This is a genomic window from Selenomonas sp. oral taxon 149 str. 67H29BP, assembly GCF_000146365.1.
Taxonomy (GTDB): domain Bacteria; phylum Bacillota; class Negativicutes; order Selenomonadales; family Selenomonadaceae; genus Centipeda; species Centipeda felix.
Window position 1 is genome coordinate 1,749,130 of record NZ_GL397087.1, and the last position, 16,684, is coordinate 1,765,813.

At 57.9% G+C, this 16,684-nt stretch carries 17 protein-coding genes and 1 pseudogene; all 18 read left to right on the forward strand.

What is annotated here, in order from left to right; genetic code table 11:
• The first annotated feature begins 106 nt into the window (after positions 1 to 106).
• The 18 genes and pseudogenes from HMPREF9166_RS08255 (at position 107) to HMPREF9166_RS13305 (ending at position 16,652) form a co-directional block, all read left to right on the forward strand.
• Positions 107 to 556, forward strand: coding sequence for a tripartite tricarboxylate transporter TctB family protein (locus HMPREF9166_RS08255; protein ID WP_009753546.1), 450 nt, complete (start codon positions 107 to 109; stop codon positions 554 to 556).
• A 41-nt stretch (positions 557 to 597) separates the two neighbouring features.
• Entirely contained in the window at positions 598 to 2,118 is a 1,521-nt protein-coding gene (locus tag HMPREF9166_RS08260; protein ID WP_009753547.1) for a tripartite tricarboxylate transporter permease, read from the forward strand.
• 32 nt (positions 2,119 to 2,150) lie between these two features.
• Positions 2,151 to 3,149 carry a tripartite tricarboxylate transporter substrate-binding protein gene (locus tag HMPREF9166_RS08265; RefSeq protein ID WP_009753548.1) on the forward strand — a complete coding sequence of 333 codons (999 nt, stop codon included), beginning with the start codon at positions 2,151 to 2,153 and terminating at the stop codon, positions 3,147 to 3,149.
• Positions 3,150 to 3,194: 45 nt separating this feature from the next.
• The gene (locus HMPREF9166_RS08270; protein WP_039981250.1) at positions 3,195 to 4,220 is read left to right on the forward strand and encodes a PdxA family protein; all 1,026 of its coding nucleotides are present in this window, start codon (positions 3,195 to 3,197) and stop codon (positions 4,218 to 4,220) included.
• A gap of 24 nt (positions 4,221 to 4,244) precedes the next feature.
• Positions 4,245 to 5,525 carry a TRAP transporter large permease gene (locus tag HMPREF9166_RS08275; RefSeq protein WP_009753550.1) on the forward strand — a complete coding sequence of 427 codons (1,281 nt, stop codon included), beginning with the start codon at positions 4,245 to 4,247 and terminating at the stop codon, positions 5,523 to 5,525.
• Between the two features lie 31 nt (positions 5,526 to 5,556).
• Entirely contained in the window at positions 5,557 to 6,639 is a 1,083-nt protein-coding gene (locus HMPREF9166_RS08280; protein WP_009753551.1) for a DctP family TRAP transporter solute-binding subunit, read from the forward strand.
• Positions 6,640 to 6,699: 60 nt separating this feature from the next.
• The gene (locus HMPREF9166_RS08285; protein ID WP_009753552.1) at positions 6,700 to 7,380 is read left to right on the forward strand and encodes a cyclase family protein; all 681 of its coding nucleotides are present in this window, start codon (positions 6,700 to 6,702) and stop codon (positions 7,378 to 7,380) included.
• A gap of 25 nt (positions 7,381 to 7,405) precedes the next feature.
• Positions 7,406 to 7,936 carry a TRAP transporter small permease gene (locus HMPREF9166_RS08290; protein WP_039981252.1) on the forward strand — a complete coding sequence of 177 codons (531 nt, stop codon included), beginning with the start codon at positions 7,406 to 7,408 and terminating at the stop codon, positions 7,934 to 7,936.
• Entirely contained in the window at positions 7,933 to 8,766 is an 834-nt protein-coding gene (locus HMPREF9166_RS08295; protein ID WP_009753554.1) for a sugar phosphate isomerase/epimerase, read from the forward strand. The genes HMPREF9166_RS08290 and HMPREF9166_RS08295 overlap by 4 nt, the downstream gene beginning before the upstream one ends.
• On the forward strand, positions 8,766 to 9,428 hold the full coding sequence (locus HMPREF9166_RS12545; RefSeq protein ID WP_009753555.1) for an aspartate/glutamate racemase family protein: 663 nt from the start codon (positions 8,766 to 8,768) through the stop codon (positions 9,426 to 9,428). The genes HMPREF9166_RS08295 and HMPREF9166_RS12545 overlap by 1 nt, the downstream gene beginning before the upstream one ends.
• Before the next feature lie 14 nt (positions 9,429 to 9,442).
• The gene (locus HMPREF9166_RS08305) at positions 9,443 to 10,270 is read left to right on the forward strand and encodes a transketolase (protein ID WP_009753556.1); all 828 of its coding nucleotides are present in this window, start codon (positions 9,443 to 9,445) and stop codon (positions 10,268 to 10,270) included.
• A complete protein-coding gene (locus tag HMPREF9166_RS08310) occupies positions 10,267 to 11,205 on the forward strand; it encodes a transketolase family protein (protein ID WP_009753557.1) in 939 nt (312 codons plus the stop codon). The genes HMPREF9166_RS08305 and HMPREF9166_RS08310 overlap by 4 nt, the downstream gene beginning before the upstream one ends.
• A 28-nt stretch (positions 11,206 to 11,233) precedes the next feature.
• Positions 11,234 to 12,130 carry a sugar phosphate isomerase/epimerase gene (locus HMPREF9166_RS08315; protein ID WP_009753558.1) on the forward strand — a complete coding sequence of 299 codons (897 nt, stop codon included), beginning with the start codon at positions 11,234 to 11,236 and terminating at the stop codon, positions 12,128 to 12,130.
• Positions 12,131 to 12,191: 61 nt separating this feature from the next.
• Positions 12,192 to 13,046, forward strand: a complete 855-nt coding sequence (locus tag HMPREF9166_RS08320) for an aldo/keto reductase (protein WP_009753559.1) — start codon at positions 12,192 to 12,194, stop codon at positions 13,044 to 13,046.
• A 12-nt stretch (positions 13,047 to 13,058) separates the two neighbouring features.
• Entirely contained in the window at positions 13,059 to 14,021 is a 963-nt protein-coding gene (locus tag HMPREF9166_RS08325; protein WP_009753560.1) for a D-2-hydroxyacid dehydrogenase, read from the forward strand.
• Between the two features lie 407 nt (positions 14,022 to 14,428).
• On the forward strand, positions 14,429 to 15,664 hold the full coding sequence (locus HMPREF9166_RS08330; protein ID WP_009753561.1) for a glycerate kinase: 1,236 nt from the start codon (positions 14,429 to 14,431) through the stop codon (positions 15,662 to 15,664).
• An 18-nt stretch (positions 15,665 to 15,682) separates the two neighbouring features.
• Positions 15,683 to 16,405 carry a 16S rRNA (guanine(527)-N(7))-methyltransferase RsmG gene (gene rsmG / locus HMPREF9166_RS08335; protein WP_009753562.1) on the forward strand — a complete coding sequence of 241 codons (723 nt, stop codon included), beginning with the start codon at positions 15,683 to 15,685 and terminating at the stop codon, positions 16,403 to 16,405.
• Positions 16,406 to 16,502: 97 nt separating this feature from the next.
• Positions 16,503 to 16,652: pseudogene (locus HMPREF9166_RS13305) on the forward strand (secretion protein HlyD).
• Positions 16,653 to 16,684: the final 32 nt, after the last annotated feature.

The following is a 16,684-nucleotide window of genomic DNA, read 5'->3' on the forward strand; positions in this document are numbered from 1 at the left end:
CTGCGTTGATTTGAGGAATATTTTATGATAAATTCAAAAGAAATGATTCAAATTGAACCAATCATCTAAAAGGGATCTTTGAAAAAGAAAAAGGAGGGGCACACAAATGAAGTGTTTTGGTTCGCGGCAGATTGCAGCACTCGGGCTTGCAGTGTTTGCAGCGCTCTTTGCCATCATCGGATTTGGTGACCTTGGATTCTGGGATGCGGTGAACGGACCGGGACCAGGCTTCTTCCCCGGGATCATGGCAATCCTCATGCTTGTCATGTGCCTTGTGGTACTGTTTCAGAGTTTTCGTGAGACCGCAGCAGTTGTTTACACGCGGGACGAACTGCTGATCGTTGGCTGCGGAATCGGAGTGGCAGTTCTCGCCTTTGTCATAGGTCTGATCCCCGCCTGTGCGCTCTTTGTCCTCTGGTGGATGAAGATCCTCGAGAAGGAATCGTGGAAGAATACGCTCATTGTACTCGCTGTTTGCATGGCGATCGCGTTCGGGGTATTTCAGGAGTGGCTCGGAGTGGATTTTCCGCTCGGTATTTTTGAAGAACTTATATAAGGAACAGCATAATATTTCAAAAAGAAAGGACGTGAGTACGGATGGAAGGCAGTGTCATTACCTATCTAGCGAACGGTTTTGTCGTGTTTTTCACGCCAGAGCATGTCATTGCCGCAGTCATAGGTGCCGTTCTTGGCCTGATTGTCGGTGCGATGCCCGGCATTGGAAGTCTCGCGGGATGTGCGCTGCTCCTTCCGCTGACATATGCGTTTGACCCGACGACGGCGATCATTATGCTCGGTGCAGTTTACTACTCGAATATGTACGGTGGTTCATTCAGTGCGATTCTGCTGAATATCCCCGGTGATTCGCCTGCAATCTGTACGGCTCTTGACGGCTACCCAATGGCAACGAAGCGGCATCGCCCGGGACAGGCACTCTTTACGGCAAATATGGCATCCTTCATCGGCGGCACCATCGGCATCCTGATCTTGACGATGCTTGGTCCTGCGCTTGCACGCGTAGGCCTGGCCTTTGGTCCCTCGGAGATGACGGTGCTGCTCCTCATAGCTATGACCTCGATTACATGGCTAGTTGGGGAGAATCCAATCAAGGGGGTTGTTATCACAATTGTTGGCATCCTGGTTGCCTGCATCGGCATGGATACCCTCTCGGGAGTGCCTCGCTATGATTTCGACAATCTCCACCTGCTCGGCGGACTCCCGTTCACGGCGTTTATCATTGGTGCGATCGGCTTTGCGCAGGTGATCGAGATTGCAAACGATCGGCACAAGACGCAGACGGTGGATCCTTCGATGAAGTTGAGCATCCGTGGTTCGCTGCTGACGAAGCACGATCTGAGACGGCTCATCCCGCCATCTCTGCGTTCGGGAGCACTTGGCACCTTTGTTGGCGTTTTGCCTGGTGCGGGCGCAACGACAGGTGCATTCCTCGGCTATTCACTCAACAAACACTTTAAGAGTGAGGACGCGTTCGGGACAGGCGCCGTAGAGGGCATCGCGGCATCTGAGGCAGCGAACAACGCAGCAGCCGCAGGTGCGTTTGCACCACTGCTTGCACTTGGTATTCCCGGCTCCGGTACCGGAGCGGTACTCCTTGGCGGTCTCATGATGTGGGGGCTAAACCCGGGGCCTTTACTTTTTGTCAATGATCCGGACTTCACATGGGGGCTGATTGCCTCCCTCTTCTTCTCCAATATCTTTGCTCTCGTCGTTGCTGTATCTGTGATCCCATTTCTTATCAAGATTCTGACGGTGCCAATTCGGTTTCTCATTCCTGTGGTTATCACAATCTGTGTCGTCGGGGCGTACAGCTCGAGTTTCTCGATGTACGGCGTTCTCGTCATGCTGATCTCCGGCATCGTTTGCTATTTCCTTGCGAAAGCGGGGTACCCAACCGCACCAATGATTCTCTCCTTCGTGCTCGCCTCACTGCTTGAGTCGAATATGCGCAAAGCATTCATCGTGTCGGGCGGGAGCCTTGATATTTTCGTGCAGCGGCCGATTTCCTGTGCGCTGACAATCGTCTTTCTGATCTTTGTCGGGACGCCGATCATTCGGGCATTGATTCGGAGGTTCAGGAAGAAACCGGAGGCAGTCTAAGTTGTGTACTTATATTGAAGGAGGCTATTCCCATGAAAAAAATTTTGGCACTCTCGGCAGCGCTCGTGCTTGGCGCTGCAGTGCTTACAGGCTGCGGCGGAGGAAAGGAGACAAGCAGCACGGACGGCAAGTCGTTCACCCCAAAGGAGACGGTGAACTGGTGCTGCACATCAAGTCCGGGCGGCGGATCGGATATTTTCTCGCGCCAGATTTCAGACATCCTTACAAAGGATAATCTTGTGGGCGGGCAGACCATTGTCGTTGCGAACAAGACGGATGGTGCCGGTGAGGTCGGCCGCAACGATGTTGCGACGACAAAGGGTAAGAAGGCGGACTATACGCTCCTCACCTTCAATAGTGGTGACCTTATGCCGATGGTGAAGAATACGAAGAATCGTGCGGCGAACTTCAAGATCATTGCGATCATGGCGCTAGACAAGCAGCTTCTCTTCAAGGGGGCTGATACCAAGTTTGCGGCCTTCACTGATGCCATTGCAGCGGCGAAGGCCGGTACGCAGGTCATCATTGGCGGCAGCAAGGGCGACGACGTGGCGACCTATGAAGCTCTGATCGCAGCACTGGGACTGACGAAAGATCAGATGAACTACATTACGTACAACTCTACGAGTGAAGCGATCACCGCCCAGCTCGGCGGTCATGTGGACTTCGTTATGGCGAAGCCGGCGGCTGCCTCGGAGTATGTCACGTCAGGTGATCTAAAGCCCGTACTTGCACTCTCGAAGGAGCGGTTTGGCGGCAACCTCGCCGATGCTCCAAAGCTCAGCGAGATCGGCAGCTACCAGGATGTCGAGGTGCCTGTCTGGCGTGGTATTGCGGGTCCTGCGGCGATGAGTGATGAGGCGGTTGCCTACTGGTCCGATCAGATGAAGAAGGTTGCTGCGAGCGAGACTTGGAAGAAGGATTACATTGGCAAGTATATGCTGATTGATAATTTTATGGATCACGCTGCGGCGACGGAGTATGTGACGAAGTTCGAGGCGGACTACCTCGCCTCCATCGGCGCAAAATAAATGGCATTGTGTGGTGCAGAGACACAGCAGGATGGGAGGGCAGCAATGAAGGCGAAGCCGGTACTTGGAATTCTTCTCGGAGATGCGGCGGGAGTTGGCCCGGAGATTGTGGCAAAGCTCGTCGTCAACGGATTTTTGGCGGACCACTGCAGACCTCTTCTCATCGGAGACTATCGCGTACTGCAGCGTGCCTTTCAGATAATCGGCGCAGGTGATCCCACGGCCTTTGTAGAATGTGCGGAGGATGCAGAGGCACGCGGCAAGATCCCAATGATTGACCAAGGGAACTGTGATCCTGCACAGGTACCGTTTGCCACCGCGACTGTGATGGCGGGCACGGCTAATGTGGACGGAATGGATCTTGGTGTGGAACTCTATCGTGCGGGAAAAATCGCGGGCTTCTGCTTTGGCCCCTTCAATAAGGCAATGCTGAAGGAAGATCCGCGCATGGAAAAGGCGGACGGTTCGCACTATGAGAGCGAGCACCACTACATTGCGCATCTCCTCAGACACACGGCGCCCTTCGGCGAGATCAACGCCGTGGGCAAGGTGTGGACGACGCGCACGACGAGCCACATCCCGGTGAAGGATGTCAGTGAACATCTGACACCGACCTCCATCGGACGCGCGATCGAACTCATGTATACGACGCTGCGCCACGCGGGGGTTGTACAGCCGAAGATTGCTGTTGCTGCGCTCAACCCGCATGCGGGGGAGAACGGTACATGCGGTCGGGAGGAGATCGACGTGATCACACCAGCGATTGCTGCGGCGAACGAACGCTATCACACGGATCGCATCACGGGGCCGTACCCCTCGGACACACTTTTTATTAAGGCGTTTCGTGGCGACTTCGACGGCGTTGTGACGATGTACCACGATCAGGGGCAGATCGCACTGAAGGTCGTGGGGTTCGATGAGGGTATTACGATCGCGGGTGGATTTGCCCTGCCGATCGTGACGGGCGGTCATGGCACGGCGTATGATATCGCGGGCAAGAATATCGTGCATACGGCGGCGTTCGAGAATGCGGTGAAGATGTGCGCGCAGATGGCGCGTGCAGGTACATGATGGCATGGGGAGGAGCTGACTGACATGGAAATGATGCTGGTCATGGCAGTGTTCTTTGCACTCCTCTTCCTCGGTGTCCCGATCGCCTACGGGCTGATCGCCTCGTCCATGCTCTACATTGTCGCGTTCTCGAAGGTGCCCATGATCATTGTGGCACAGCAGATCCTAAAGGGTGTGGACTCGTTCACACTGCTCGCCGTGCCATTCTTCATCATCGCGGGCAGCCTCATGCAGGCGGGCGGCATCTCACAGAAGATCGTGGACTTCGCGAAAAAACTCGTGGGGCATCTGCCGGGCGGCCTCGCGGTCGTCACGACGCTCGCGAGCATGATCTTTGCGGCGATGACAGGCGCGGGCGCTGCCACAACGGCGGCGGTCGGCGGCATCATGATCCCCGAGATGAAGAAGGAGGGCTACGACGGCGGCTTCGCCTGTGCCCTGCAGGCGGTTGCCGGCATCTTCGGCCCCATCATTCCTCCGAGCATCCTCATGGTGCTCTATGCCGTTGCCTCGGGGGCATCCGTCGGCGATATGCTGATGGCGGGTATCCTGCCGGGTCTCGTCCTCGGCGCTGTGCTCCTTACGGCGCAGGTGATCCTATGCATCCGCAAGGGCTACCACGGGACACCAACACGCGCCTCCTTCGGGGAGATCGCGCGCAGCTTCTACAGCTCGGTGTGGGCGATGATCGCGCCGCTCATCATCCTCGGCGGCATCTACTCCGGCGTCTTCACGCCGACGGAGGCGTCCGCCGTCTGCTGCTTCTACTGCCTCATCATAGGCGTGTTCGTCTACAAGGGATTCCGCTTCCGCGAGATCCCGAGGGTCGTCTACGCCGGCGTCACGAGTGCGGCGAGCATCATGCTGATCGTTGCGGCGACGCAGATCTTCGGCTGGGTGCTCACGCGCGTGAGCATCCCGCAGCAGGTGGCGACATGGTTCGTATCGAATGTGGACAGCCCGCTCGTCTTCATGCTGGCGGTCGTCCTCATCCTCCTGATCGCGGGATGCTTCATCGACGCGGTGCCGAACATGCTGATCTTTGCGCCCATCTTCGTCCCAACAGCGATGGAGTACCACATCAACCTCGTCTACTTCGGCGTCATCATGGTGGTCGCACTCTGTATCGGACTCGTCACGCCGCCCGTCGGCATCAATCTGTTCGTCGCGAGCAACGTCGGCGGCGAGGGCATCCATCGCATCATCCCGCATGTCTGGGTACTGCTGGGCGCATCGCTCATAGGACTCCTCATCCTCTTATTCTTCCCTGTGATTTCGACCATATTGCCGGCGGTACTTCGGTAGCGCACTGCCTATTTGCAAAGGAGAGAATATCATGCTGAAAAAACGGATTCTGGGAGCGCTGGCGGCGCTCGCAATCGGAACGATGGCACTCACGGGCTGCGGCGACGTCGGCTCTGCGCCCGAAAAGAGCGCGGACAAGACCCCGGCAGCAGCCTCGCAGGTAGATAAGAGCATCCCGACCAGTGCGATCAAGGTCGAGGGCGGGCATGTAGAGATGTCCCTCTTCGCCGGTTCACTGCCGCAGAACACGCCGACGGGCGAGGCGCTCGGGCTGATGGCGGAGTACATCAACAAGAACGCGAACGGCACGATCAAGGCAGAGGCGTTCTACGACACGGCACTCGGCGATGCGACCTCGATGGTGCAGGGGCTCCAACAGGGCACGATCGACATTGGCGTCTGCGGCACGGCGTACTACTCGGGGCTGGTACCCGATGTGGAGGTCTATCAGCTGCCGTTCCTGTTCGAGGGGCTCGATGCGGCGCGCGCGGCGACAGCGCGTACCAGCCCATCCTGTCAGGCGGTATTTGCCAAGATGTCAGACAAGGGGCTCGTCGGCCTCTCCTTCTGGGAGAATGGATTCCGCGAGCTGACGAACAACGTGCGCGAGGTGAAGACCCCCGACGACCTCAAGGGCATCAAGATGCGTACACTCCCCGCACCCGTGCAGGTCGCGACGTGGGAGGCGATGGGCGCATCCGCGACGACGATCGACGCGGCAGAACTCTACACAGCGCTCCAGCAGGGCACGGTGCAGGCACAAGACAACCCGCTGCATGAGATCGTTGCGCGTAAATTCTACGAGGTGCAGCCCTATGTGACGATGACGGATGCAACCTATACGCCGCTCCTCCTCTCCATGTCGAAAGTGACCTTTGACAAACTGTCGCCCTCGCAGCAGCAGCTCATCATGGAGGCGGCGGACTGGGCGCGCGAGAAGCAGATTGCCATCACGAACGAGAAGCAGGCAACGGCACTCCAGACACTGAAGGATCACGGCTGCAAGATCGTGGAGAATCCGGACAAGAAGGCGTTCCAGGATAAGGCAATGGCATCGTGGGAGCTCTACACGAAGCCGAACGGAACGGCAATTCTCGATCTGATTCGCAAATAAAGGACGATGGGCAGTGAATGCTGCGGCACACGCCGCGGCATTCGGGGGAAGGAGGACCGTATGAGAAGAATTGTGGATCTGACCCTCCCAATTGAGGAGCACTGGCGCTACGGGATCAAGTTCGAGGAGATTATGTCCTTTGCGAAGGGCGACCCGTGGCAGGTGACATCGTACAATCTGGAATCCCATTGGTTCACGCACATCGACGCGCCCCTGCATTTCGTGGACGGCGGACGCTCGCTGAGTGACTATCCGATTGCCGACTGGTGTATGACGGACTGTCTTGTGCTCGACCTCTCCTATGTGGGGGACAACGACGGCATCACGGCTGAGATGCTCCAGCGTGCGGCAGAGAAGCATCAGGACAAGCACTATGAGAGTCTTCTCATTCGCTCTGATCGTGGACGTAAGATCAGCTGGAAAGAGCCGGAATACTGGGATAACTCCTGCTATCTGACAGAGGATGCAGCGGTCTGGATCAAGGATTACAAACCGAAGCTCGTCGGCTATGACTTCGCGCAGGACTATGAGATCCGCCTCATCAAAAACCGCAAGCCGGGGCAGGTGATCCACCAGCCCGTGCACGATCATGTGCTCGTTGCGGGCGAGATCCTGCAGGTGGAGTACATGACGAATCTCTGGGAGATCGGCAGTCCGACCTGTACCCTCGTATGCCTGCCTCTGCCAACGCAGAACGCGAACGGCAGTCAGGTGCGGGTTATCGCCGTAGTAGAAGAATGAGGCTGAAGAGAGGAGGGCACGCAGGATGGACACATTTTCGCGGCGCGTACACCGCGTCATGATGCCGATCTTTGGCTTGGTCGGGACGGCGATGATCCTCGTCTCCACCTACGGTGTATTTGCGCGAAATGTATTGCAGCTGTCTGCTCCGTGGACGGATGAGGCGCTGAAGCTGCTTGATATCTGCATGATCTTCATCGTGTCTGCCGTCGTCTTTCTGCGGGATGAGCACATCGCGCTTACACTGATCGAGGACAGCACGCGGGTGAAGTCACGACCGCGCGTCTACGGCTCCATGAAGATTTTCCAATACCTGCTCGCGCTCGTCATCCATGTGGAGCTCGTGCGCGAACTGTATGCGATCATTGCCAAGCAGATAACGACGAATGAGATCACGACCGTCATGGAGTACCCCCTGTATCTCCTCAACGTCGCTATTTTGATCGGTTGTGTGCTGACTGTCCTTTTCGCCGTGCTGAAGATCGTGGATCAGATGCAGAAGATGGGCACAGCACCGGAGGATGCTGCGCCTGCGGATGGAGGGGGGAGCATATGAGACTTTGCTATCAGGTGGCGACGCCGGATGTCGCTGTATCGGATGATGTCACGGCGTATCAGGGACCGCTCGCGGAGAGCTTTCGGGCTCTCGCAGAGCTCGGCTACGACGGCGTGGAGTTTATGACGCTGAATCCGTCCGTGTTGAACGTGGAGGAGATCAAACGTCTCGAAGAGGCATACGGACTCAAGGTTGTCCTCGTCTGTACGGGCGAGATCTTCGGGCAGCTCGGTCTGAGCTACACAGATCCCGACACCGAACGGCGCGCGGAGGCGCTGCGCCGCACGAAGGAGATCATCGACTTCGCGGCGGCGCTCAATGCGAAGATCAACATCGGACGCATCCGCGGGCAGTACCGCAGGGAGCTGACAAAGGAGGAAACGGAGACATACGCCGTGGAGGCGTTCCGTACGATCGCGGACTATGCGGCGCCAAAGGGCGTGGACATCGCACTCGAGTCCGTGACGATCATGCAGACGAACTTCATCAATACGCTCGCGGAGGCTGCGGCGATGGTGGATCGCGTCGATCGTTCGAACTTCCGCCTGATGATGGATGTGTTCCACCTGAATCTGGAGGAAAAGGATCTCTTTGCCGCGATCCGCAAGTACAGTGACTATAACATTCACGTTCATCTGGCGGACAATAATCGCCGCTATCCTGGACACTGCGGTTTGGATTTTGAGAAGATCCTGCGGACGTTCCATGAGACCGGCTACGACGGCGCATTCACAACGGAGATCTACCAGATCCCTGACATGAAGGGGGCCGCCAGAGGGGCGGCAGAGCACCTGCGCCCCATCCTGCGGCGCGTGTACGGAGAGACGTGATGAGAAAGATTGCACTGCTCCATACGGTGCTGCCGGTCGCCGCCTCGTTTGAGGGGGAACTGCGGGCGGCGCTCGCGGTGGAGGTCAAGGTCTACAATCTCTGGGATCAGTTCCTGTCGCTCGACCCGAACGATGTCGGCGCATTTACACGCGCGCACCAGCGGCGGCTGCTGCATGACCTCGAGCGCTGCGCCGAGACGGGCGCGGAGCTCGTCGTCGTGACCTGCTCGACGCTCACGCCGCATCTGCCGCTCCTGCGCCCCCTCATCGGCGTACCCGTACTCGCTATGGATGAGGCGATGCTCGAGAAAGCGTTGATCTATGGCGATCGTGTCCTCGTCGTGGCGACAGCGGGCAGCACGATTGCGGCGTCCGCAGAGAAGATCGCGGAGAATGCGGCGGCGCTTGGCCGTTTGGTTACGGTAGAGCGCATGGTCGTCGAGCCCGCCTTTCGAGCGATGCAGGCGAACGATCCAGCGGAGCATGACCGTCTCCTCACGGAGGCACTTGCAGACGTGCGGGACTATGACTGCATTGTGCTGGCGCAGGGATCGATGGCACGATGCAGCGCAGCGATCGAGGCGGCGACGGGCATCCCCACGCTCGCGAGCCCTGCGCTGTGCATCGCGCAGGTGAAGGAACGACTGGAAGTCGGAGAATAGATCGGGAGGAAATTATGACAAATACGCGCAAGGCAGAACTGGAGGCGCTGTGCCGGAGATTTCGCGTCGAGCTGATCGACGTACTGCACGCGATTCAGACCGGACATCCGGGCGGCTCGCTCTCCTGCTGCGAAATCGTTACGACACTCTATCAGGACATTATAAACATCGATCCGAAGAATCCGGATATGAATGGACGTGATCACTTCGTTCTCTCGAAGGGACATGCAGCGCCCATGCTCTACATCAATCTTGCGGAGAAGGGCTATTTCCCAAAGGAGGAGGTGAAAACACTTCGCCAGCTCGGAAGCCGCCTGCAGGGGCATCCTTGTGCCCACAAACTTCCCGGGGTCGAATTCTCGACAGGACCACTTGGACTTGGTCTTGGTGCAGGACTCGGTATCTCACTCGCTGATCGGTTGCAGGGGCATAATTCCTACACGTACGTCCTGCTCGGCGACGGCGAGATCGAGGAGGGTGCGATCTGGGAGGCGGCGATGGCAGCCGCGAAGTTCAAGGCAGATCACCTCATCGCCATCCTTGACTACAACGGCGTCCAGCTCGACGGCACGGTCGAGGAGATCATGCCGCTCGGCGACGTGGCGGCGAAATGGCGGGCGTTCGGCTGGGAGGTCTTTACCTGCGACGGACATTCGGTCACGGACTTCGAGGAGACGGTACGCCGCGTGCAGGCGCATAAAGGATCGCCCTCCATCATCCTTGCAAAGACGGTCAAGGGCAAGGGCATCTCCTTTATGGAGGGTAAGAACACTTGGCACGGCAAGGCGATCAGCGACACGGATTATGTCGCCGCGAAGGGGGAACTGGAGGGGAAAGCATGAAGAAGATTGCAATTCGGGATGCCTACGGCGATGCCCTGAAGAGCCTCGGCGCTGAGAATGAGCGCGTTGTCGCGCTTGAGGCGGATGTGGGCGGCTCGACCAAAAGTGCTGTCTTTGGCAAGGAGTTTCCAAACCGCTATTTTCAGGTCGGAATCAGTGAGCTGAACATGGTCAATATGGCTGTTGGTATGGCACGTGCAGGGCTCATTCCGTTTGTCAACACCTTTTCGGCGTTCCTTTCGACACGTGCATCCGATCCAATTCTTTCGATGGTTGGCTACGATCATATGAACGTCAAACTTGCAGGTACCTATGTGGGGCTTTCGGACTCCTATGATGGCGCGAGTCATCATGCAATCACGGACATCTCCTTTACCCGTGCGATTCCAGGCATGGTTGTTTTGACACCGTCCGATGCCGTGATGACGGGAAAGGCGGTACGTGCGGCGGCGGCATATGAGGGGCCCGTCTATATGCGGCTCAGCCGCGCAGCGGCACCCGTGATCTATGAGGAGGCGCTGGACTTCGGCATTGGAAAGGGCATTCGCGTGCATGAAGGTTCGGATGTCACGATTGTTGTCACAGGAACACTGCTTGGCAAGGCTCTTGCGGCGGCAGATTTACTTGCTGGTGCAGGTGTGTCAGCGGAGGTCATTGATATGCATACGGTTAAGCCGCTCGATGAGGAGCTGCTTGCGGCAAGTGCGAAGAAAACAGGGGCTGTCGTCACCTTTGAGGAGCACAGCATCTGTGGGGGCCTCTACGGTGCTGTGACGGAAGCACTTGCGCGCCTTTGCCCCGTGCCTGCAGACGGCATCGGTGCGACTAGCTACGCGGAGTCGGGTGACTACGAGGCGTTGCTTGCAAAATATGGCTATACACCAGAGGCTCTTGCGGCGAAGGCAAATATCGTCATCGCACGTAAAACGAAGTAGAAGAAGACGGAATAAGGAGGATATAACCATGAGAGAATCCATTCATAGATATTTCAAGGTAGGCACGATTCGTTGGATGAGTTTCCCGCGCCTTAATGCGCTCGAGGCAGCAAAGAAGATCGCATGCGACGATTTTTTTGATGCGATCGAGATCAAGAGCTGTGATAGTGAGGAAGAGCGTGTCGCACTGAAACAAATCCTTGAAACCTCGCATCTGAAGGTCTGCTATGGTGCGCAGCCGCGTCTCCTTGGTCCCAAGCTGAATCCCAATGATCTTGATGAGGCAGGACGCTCCAAGGCGGAGGCTACCCTCATTGAAGCGGTGGATGATGCAGAGTACTTTGGCGCTGGCGGCATCGCATTCCTCGCAGGAAAATGGAGCGAGAAAACGAAGGAGGAAGCATACGCACAGCTTCTCAAAACGACGGTGAATGTCTGCCGTTACGCTGCGAAGAAAAACATGAATGTCGAGCTTGAGATCTTTGACTATGACGTAGACAAGGCAGCACTCATCGGGCCTGCACCGCTTGCGGCAAGATTTGCGGCCGATGTGCGCACGCACTGTCCGAACTTCGGCCTTTTGATCGATCTCTCTCATTTCCCGATCTGCCATGAGACCTCGGCAGATGTCATTCGCACCTGTCGCCCCTACATCACGCATCTCCACTTCGGCAACGCCGTAGCCGATCCCGCGGCAAAGGGCTATGGCGATCTGCATCAGCGCTTCGGTTATCCAGGGAGTGCGAATGATGTTGAGGAGCTCTATGACTATCTCAGAGTGCTCAAGGAGGAGGGGTTCTTCCGTGCGGATGATCCTCTTGTCCTTTCGATGGAAGTTCAGCCGACCCCGGAGGAGGATGAAGACATCGTTTTGGCGAATACTAAAAGATGTCTGAATCGTGCGTGGGCGATGCTGGAGGACTGAGCAAAGCCCTGCATGAACAGCGGAGGTTTTAAAACGGTCAATCAGCAAGGATGGTGACTGGATGAAACACATGGTCAAGCTGTCAAGCGGGGCATCTGTCCCCGCGCTCGGGCAGGGGACATGGTATCTTGGGGACTCCGCCGAAACGCGTGCACGAGAGATTGAGGCCCTGCGCGCAGGGATCGAGGCGGGCATGATTCTTATTGATACGGCAGAGATGTATGGAAACGGGCGCTCAGAGAAATTGGTCGGGGAGGCGATTCAGCCCTACGACCGAAGTTCACTCTTCCTCGTGTCGAAAGTTGTTCCCTCGAACGCGTACGGCACACGGCTCATAGAGTCGCTCGACCGAAGTCTCTCTCATCTCGGGACGGACTATCTCGATCTCTACCTCTACCATTGGCGCGGCAGTCACCCTCTCGCGGACATGGTCGCGGTGATGGAGAAAGCACGCGCGGCGGGCAAGATCCGTGCGTGGGGCGTGTCCAACCTCGACACGGCGGATATGGAGGAACTGTGGCGCATCCCAGGCGGTATGAACTGCGCCGTGAATCAGGTGCTCTACCACATGGACTCACGCGGCATAGACTACAGTCTTCTGCCGTGGATGCGGGAGCACAATGTTGCTCTCATGGCATACTGCCCGCTCGCACAGGCGGGGCGGCTCGGCTGTGATCTCCTCGGGAGCAGTGTGCTCAGAGAGGTTGCGGCACGGCACGGAGCGACTCCTGCGCAGATCGCACTCGCATGGGCGATTCGCGACGGGAATACCATTGCCATTCCGCGTACGGGACGCAAGGAGCACGCTGTCAGCAACGCGGGAGCGGATGTGTTCGATCTTACGGCAGAGGATTGCGCTGCACTCGACCGCGCCTTCCCGCCGCCGACACGCAAAGAACCGCTGCATATTGAGTAAGGAGGAAATACGATGAAGATTGTTGTACTCGATGGATATACGGAGAATCCGGGGGATATCAGCTGGGCGCCGCTGGAGGCGCTTGGCACGGTGACGGTCTATGACCGCACGGCATACGAGGAGTCGCCGCTGATCGCGGAGCGCATCGGCGATGCGGAGGTCATCGTTATCAACAAGACCCCGATCTCGAAGGCGACAATGGACAAATGCCCGAACCTGAAGGCAATTGCGGTCCTTGCGACGGGCTATAATGTTGTGGACTACGAATACGCGCGCACGAAGAATATCCCTGTCATGAATGTGCCTGTGTATGGCACGGACAATGTCAGTCAGTTCGCGATCGGGCTTCTGCTTGAGGCGTGCTCGCACATCGGCGATCATGACCGCTCTGTCCATGCGGGTGAATGGGCATCGAATCCGGACTGGTGCTACTGGCACCATCCGATGATCGAGGTCAGCGGAAAGACGGCGGGCATCATCGGGCTTGGGCGCATCGGTGTGAATACGGCAAAGGTACTGCGTGCACTCAACGTTCACGTCCTTGCCAGTGATGCACACGAGTCAGATGCAGGGCGCACAGTTGCCGAATACGTCAGTCTCGACGAATTGCTGGCACAGTCAGACTTTATCTTCCTGCATTGTCCGCTCTTCCCCGCGACACAGGGAATCATCAACGCGGCAAACATAGCAAAGATGAAGGACGGCGTCATCCTCATCAACAATAGCCGTGGACCTCTTGTAGTGGAGGCGGATCTCGCCGCGGCGCTCGCGAGCGGCAAGGTTGCGTGTGCTGCGCTCGATGTGGTGTCGACCGAGCCGATCAAGGCGGACAATCCGCTCCTCAATGCGCCGAACTGCATCATCACACCGCATATCTCATGGGCGACGAAGGAGGCGCGTGAGCGCATCATGAAGACGACGGCGGACAATGTGAGGTCGTTTATCGAAGGGAAGCCCGAGAACGTCGTGAACTGAGGGATTCCAATATTATAAAAGCCTGTTTGGAGTGTGTGCTCCGAACAGGCTTTTCGATAATATGTTTGACTTTTCGCGTGGGCGTCCACTATAATGGATGCGGAACGTCCCCGGACTTGTGGCGGCTTCTTTCCCCCGAAAGGGGGTGCGTGAGTATGACCGAATTTGACGCGATTGTATTGCTTGTCGTGGCAACTGGGTATTTACTTGCAATAACCCAAAAGAAATAACCGCCCAGCTTTGACCGGTCGAGCGGTTATTCTCTATGAATATAACACTTGACTCTGGAAAGATGCCGCCAGGGACGTTCTTTCCATGTTCATTATAACAGGTGATATACAGATTGACAAGAGGCAGGGCGCCTCTTGAATCGTGTGTTATAATAGGAAGAAAGAAGAAAAGGAGCGATGATTATGAATCTGCGCAGCGATGCGGATGGCATCATACAGGAATCATTGGCGGCGATTTTGCCGGATGCGGCGGTGGAGAAGGCTCTACGCGGGCATACGTTCGGCACGGGGCGCATTGTGTTGGTCGCGGTCGGCAAGGCGGCGTGGCAGATGGCGCATGCGGCATCGGATGAGCTTGGCAGTCGTATTGACCGCGGCATTGTCATTACAAAGTATGGACATATCAAGGGCGATATACCAAACATTGCCTGTCATGAGGCGGGACATCCCGTGCCGGATGCGAATTCGTTTGCGGCGACGCAGGAGGCGCTTGACCTGACCGAGGGGCTCACGGCGGAGGATACGGTGCTCTTCCTCCTCTCGGGCGGCGGGAGTGCGCTCTTTGAAAAGCCGCTGATCCCGGCGGAGGAGCTGAAGGATCTGACGGAGCAGCTGCTCGCCTCGGGCGCGGACATCGTGGCGGTGAATACGCTGCGCAAGCGGATGAGTGCTGTGAAGGGCGGGCGGTTTGCAGAGCACTGTGCGCCCGCACAGGTCTTTACGATTGTACTGAGCGACATTCTCGGCGATCCGCTCGATATGATCGCATCGGGCCCCGCATATCCCGATACATCGACGGCAGAGGATGCACACGCTGTCGTGAAGAAGTATGGCATCCGTCTATCTGACGCTGCAACAAAGCTGCTCGATACGCCGCTGCCGTCGGAGCTGCCGAATGTGACGACGCACATCACGGGCAGCGTGCGCGAGCTGTGCGCGGCGGCGGCCGAGGCGGCCGAGCGGCGCGGCTATACCCCCATCCTCCTGACCGATCAGCTCGACTGTGAGGCGCGTGAGGCGGGGCGCTTCCTCGCGGCGATTGCCCGTACGCACGCGCACGCGGGCTCGTTTGCCTATATCGCGGGCGGTGAGACGGTGGTACAGCTGAAGGGCATGGGGCGTGGCGGCCGCAATCAGGAGATCGCGCTCGCGGCGGCGGACGGTATTGCCGGCATCCCGAACGTGGCGGTGTTCAGCGTCGGGAGTGACGGGACGGACGGCCCGACGGATGCAGCGGGCGGCTACGTGGACGGCGGCACGGCGGCGGCACTCGCGCGGGAGCGGCGGAGTGCGGCGGAGGCTCTCGCGGAGAACGATGCCTATCCCGCGCTGAACGATGTGGGCGGGCTGATTGTGACGGGCCCGACGGGGACGAATGTGAACGATGTGTCGGTGCTGCTGATTCGCGGCTGAGAGCAGAAAGGGGGCAGTATGACGGCGTTTGAGGAGATCCTGGCGGCGCGCGCGGCCGAGGCGGGCATCCCGCTGACGGCGGAGCAGATTGGGCAGTTTTCGGTCTACCATGAAATGCTCCTCGACTGGAATACGCGCATGAATCTCACGGCACTCACCGCGCCCGAGGATGTCGTGGTCAAGCATATCATCGACAGCCTGATGGCGTACGACGCCGCACGCTTTGATGGGGCACGGACGCTGATCGATGTGGGGACAGGTGCGGGACTCCCCGGCATCCCGCTCGCGGTCTATGCGCCGCATCTCACGGTGACGCTCCTCGACTCGCTCAACAAGCGCGTGCGCTTTCTCACGGAGGTGACGGCGGCGATGGGGCTCCAGAATGTGCGCTGCATCCACGCGCGCGCGGAGGAGGCGGCACGTACGGCGGAGCACCGTGCGGCGTACGATATCGCGGTGAGCCGCGCCGTGGCACGGCTGCCCGTTCTCCTCGAGTATACGCTGCCGTTCGTGCGCGTCGGCGGCACCCTGCTCGCGCTGAAGGGGCGCGCCTATGCCGCGGAGCAAAAGGAGGCGCGGCGCGCGGCGGAGGTGCTCGGCGGCGGCCGCATTATGGCGCGCCCCGTGCATCTGCCCGGGCTCGACGATGTGCGCGTGGTTCTCACGGTGACCAAGGAGCGACAGACGCCCACCGCCTATCCGCGCGGCGGGGGAGCACCGACGCGGCGACCAATTTTATAGTGTGACTGCTGTACGAAGTTGGAAAATAACGTGCAGCAGTATCTTTTTATATTGAGGTGTGATACAATACCCGTACTTCTAGGGAATCGCTGATAAAATGAAGTCCGTCAGATTGGCGTAGATTTTTTCGTCCGATTGAGGAGGCAAACCGGACGCATAGCCAAAGCTATGTGGAGGATCGCGGGCAAAAAGCGGGCAAAAAAGATGCGCTAAGATGGCGGTGCTGAATTTATCAGTGCTTCCCTAAAAAATCCTGCCTTTTTTATAAAGGGTTTATGC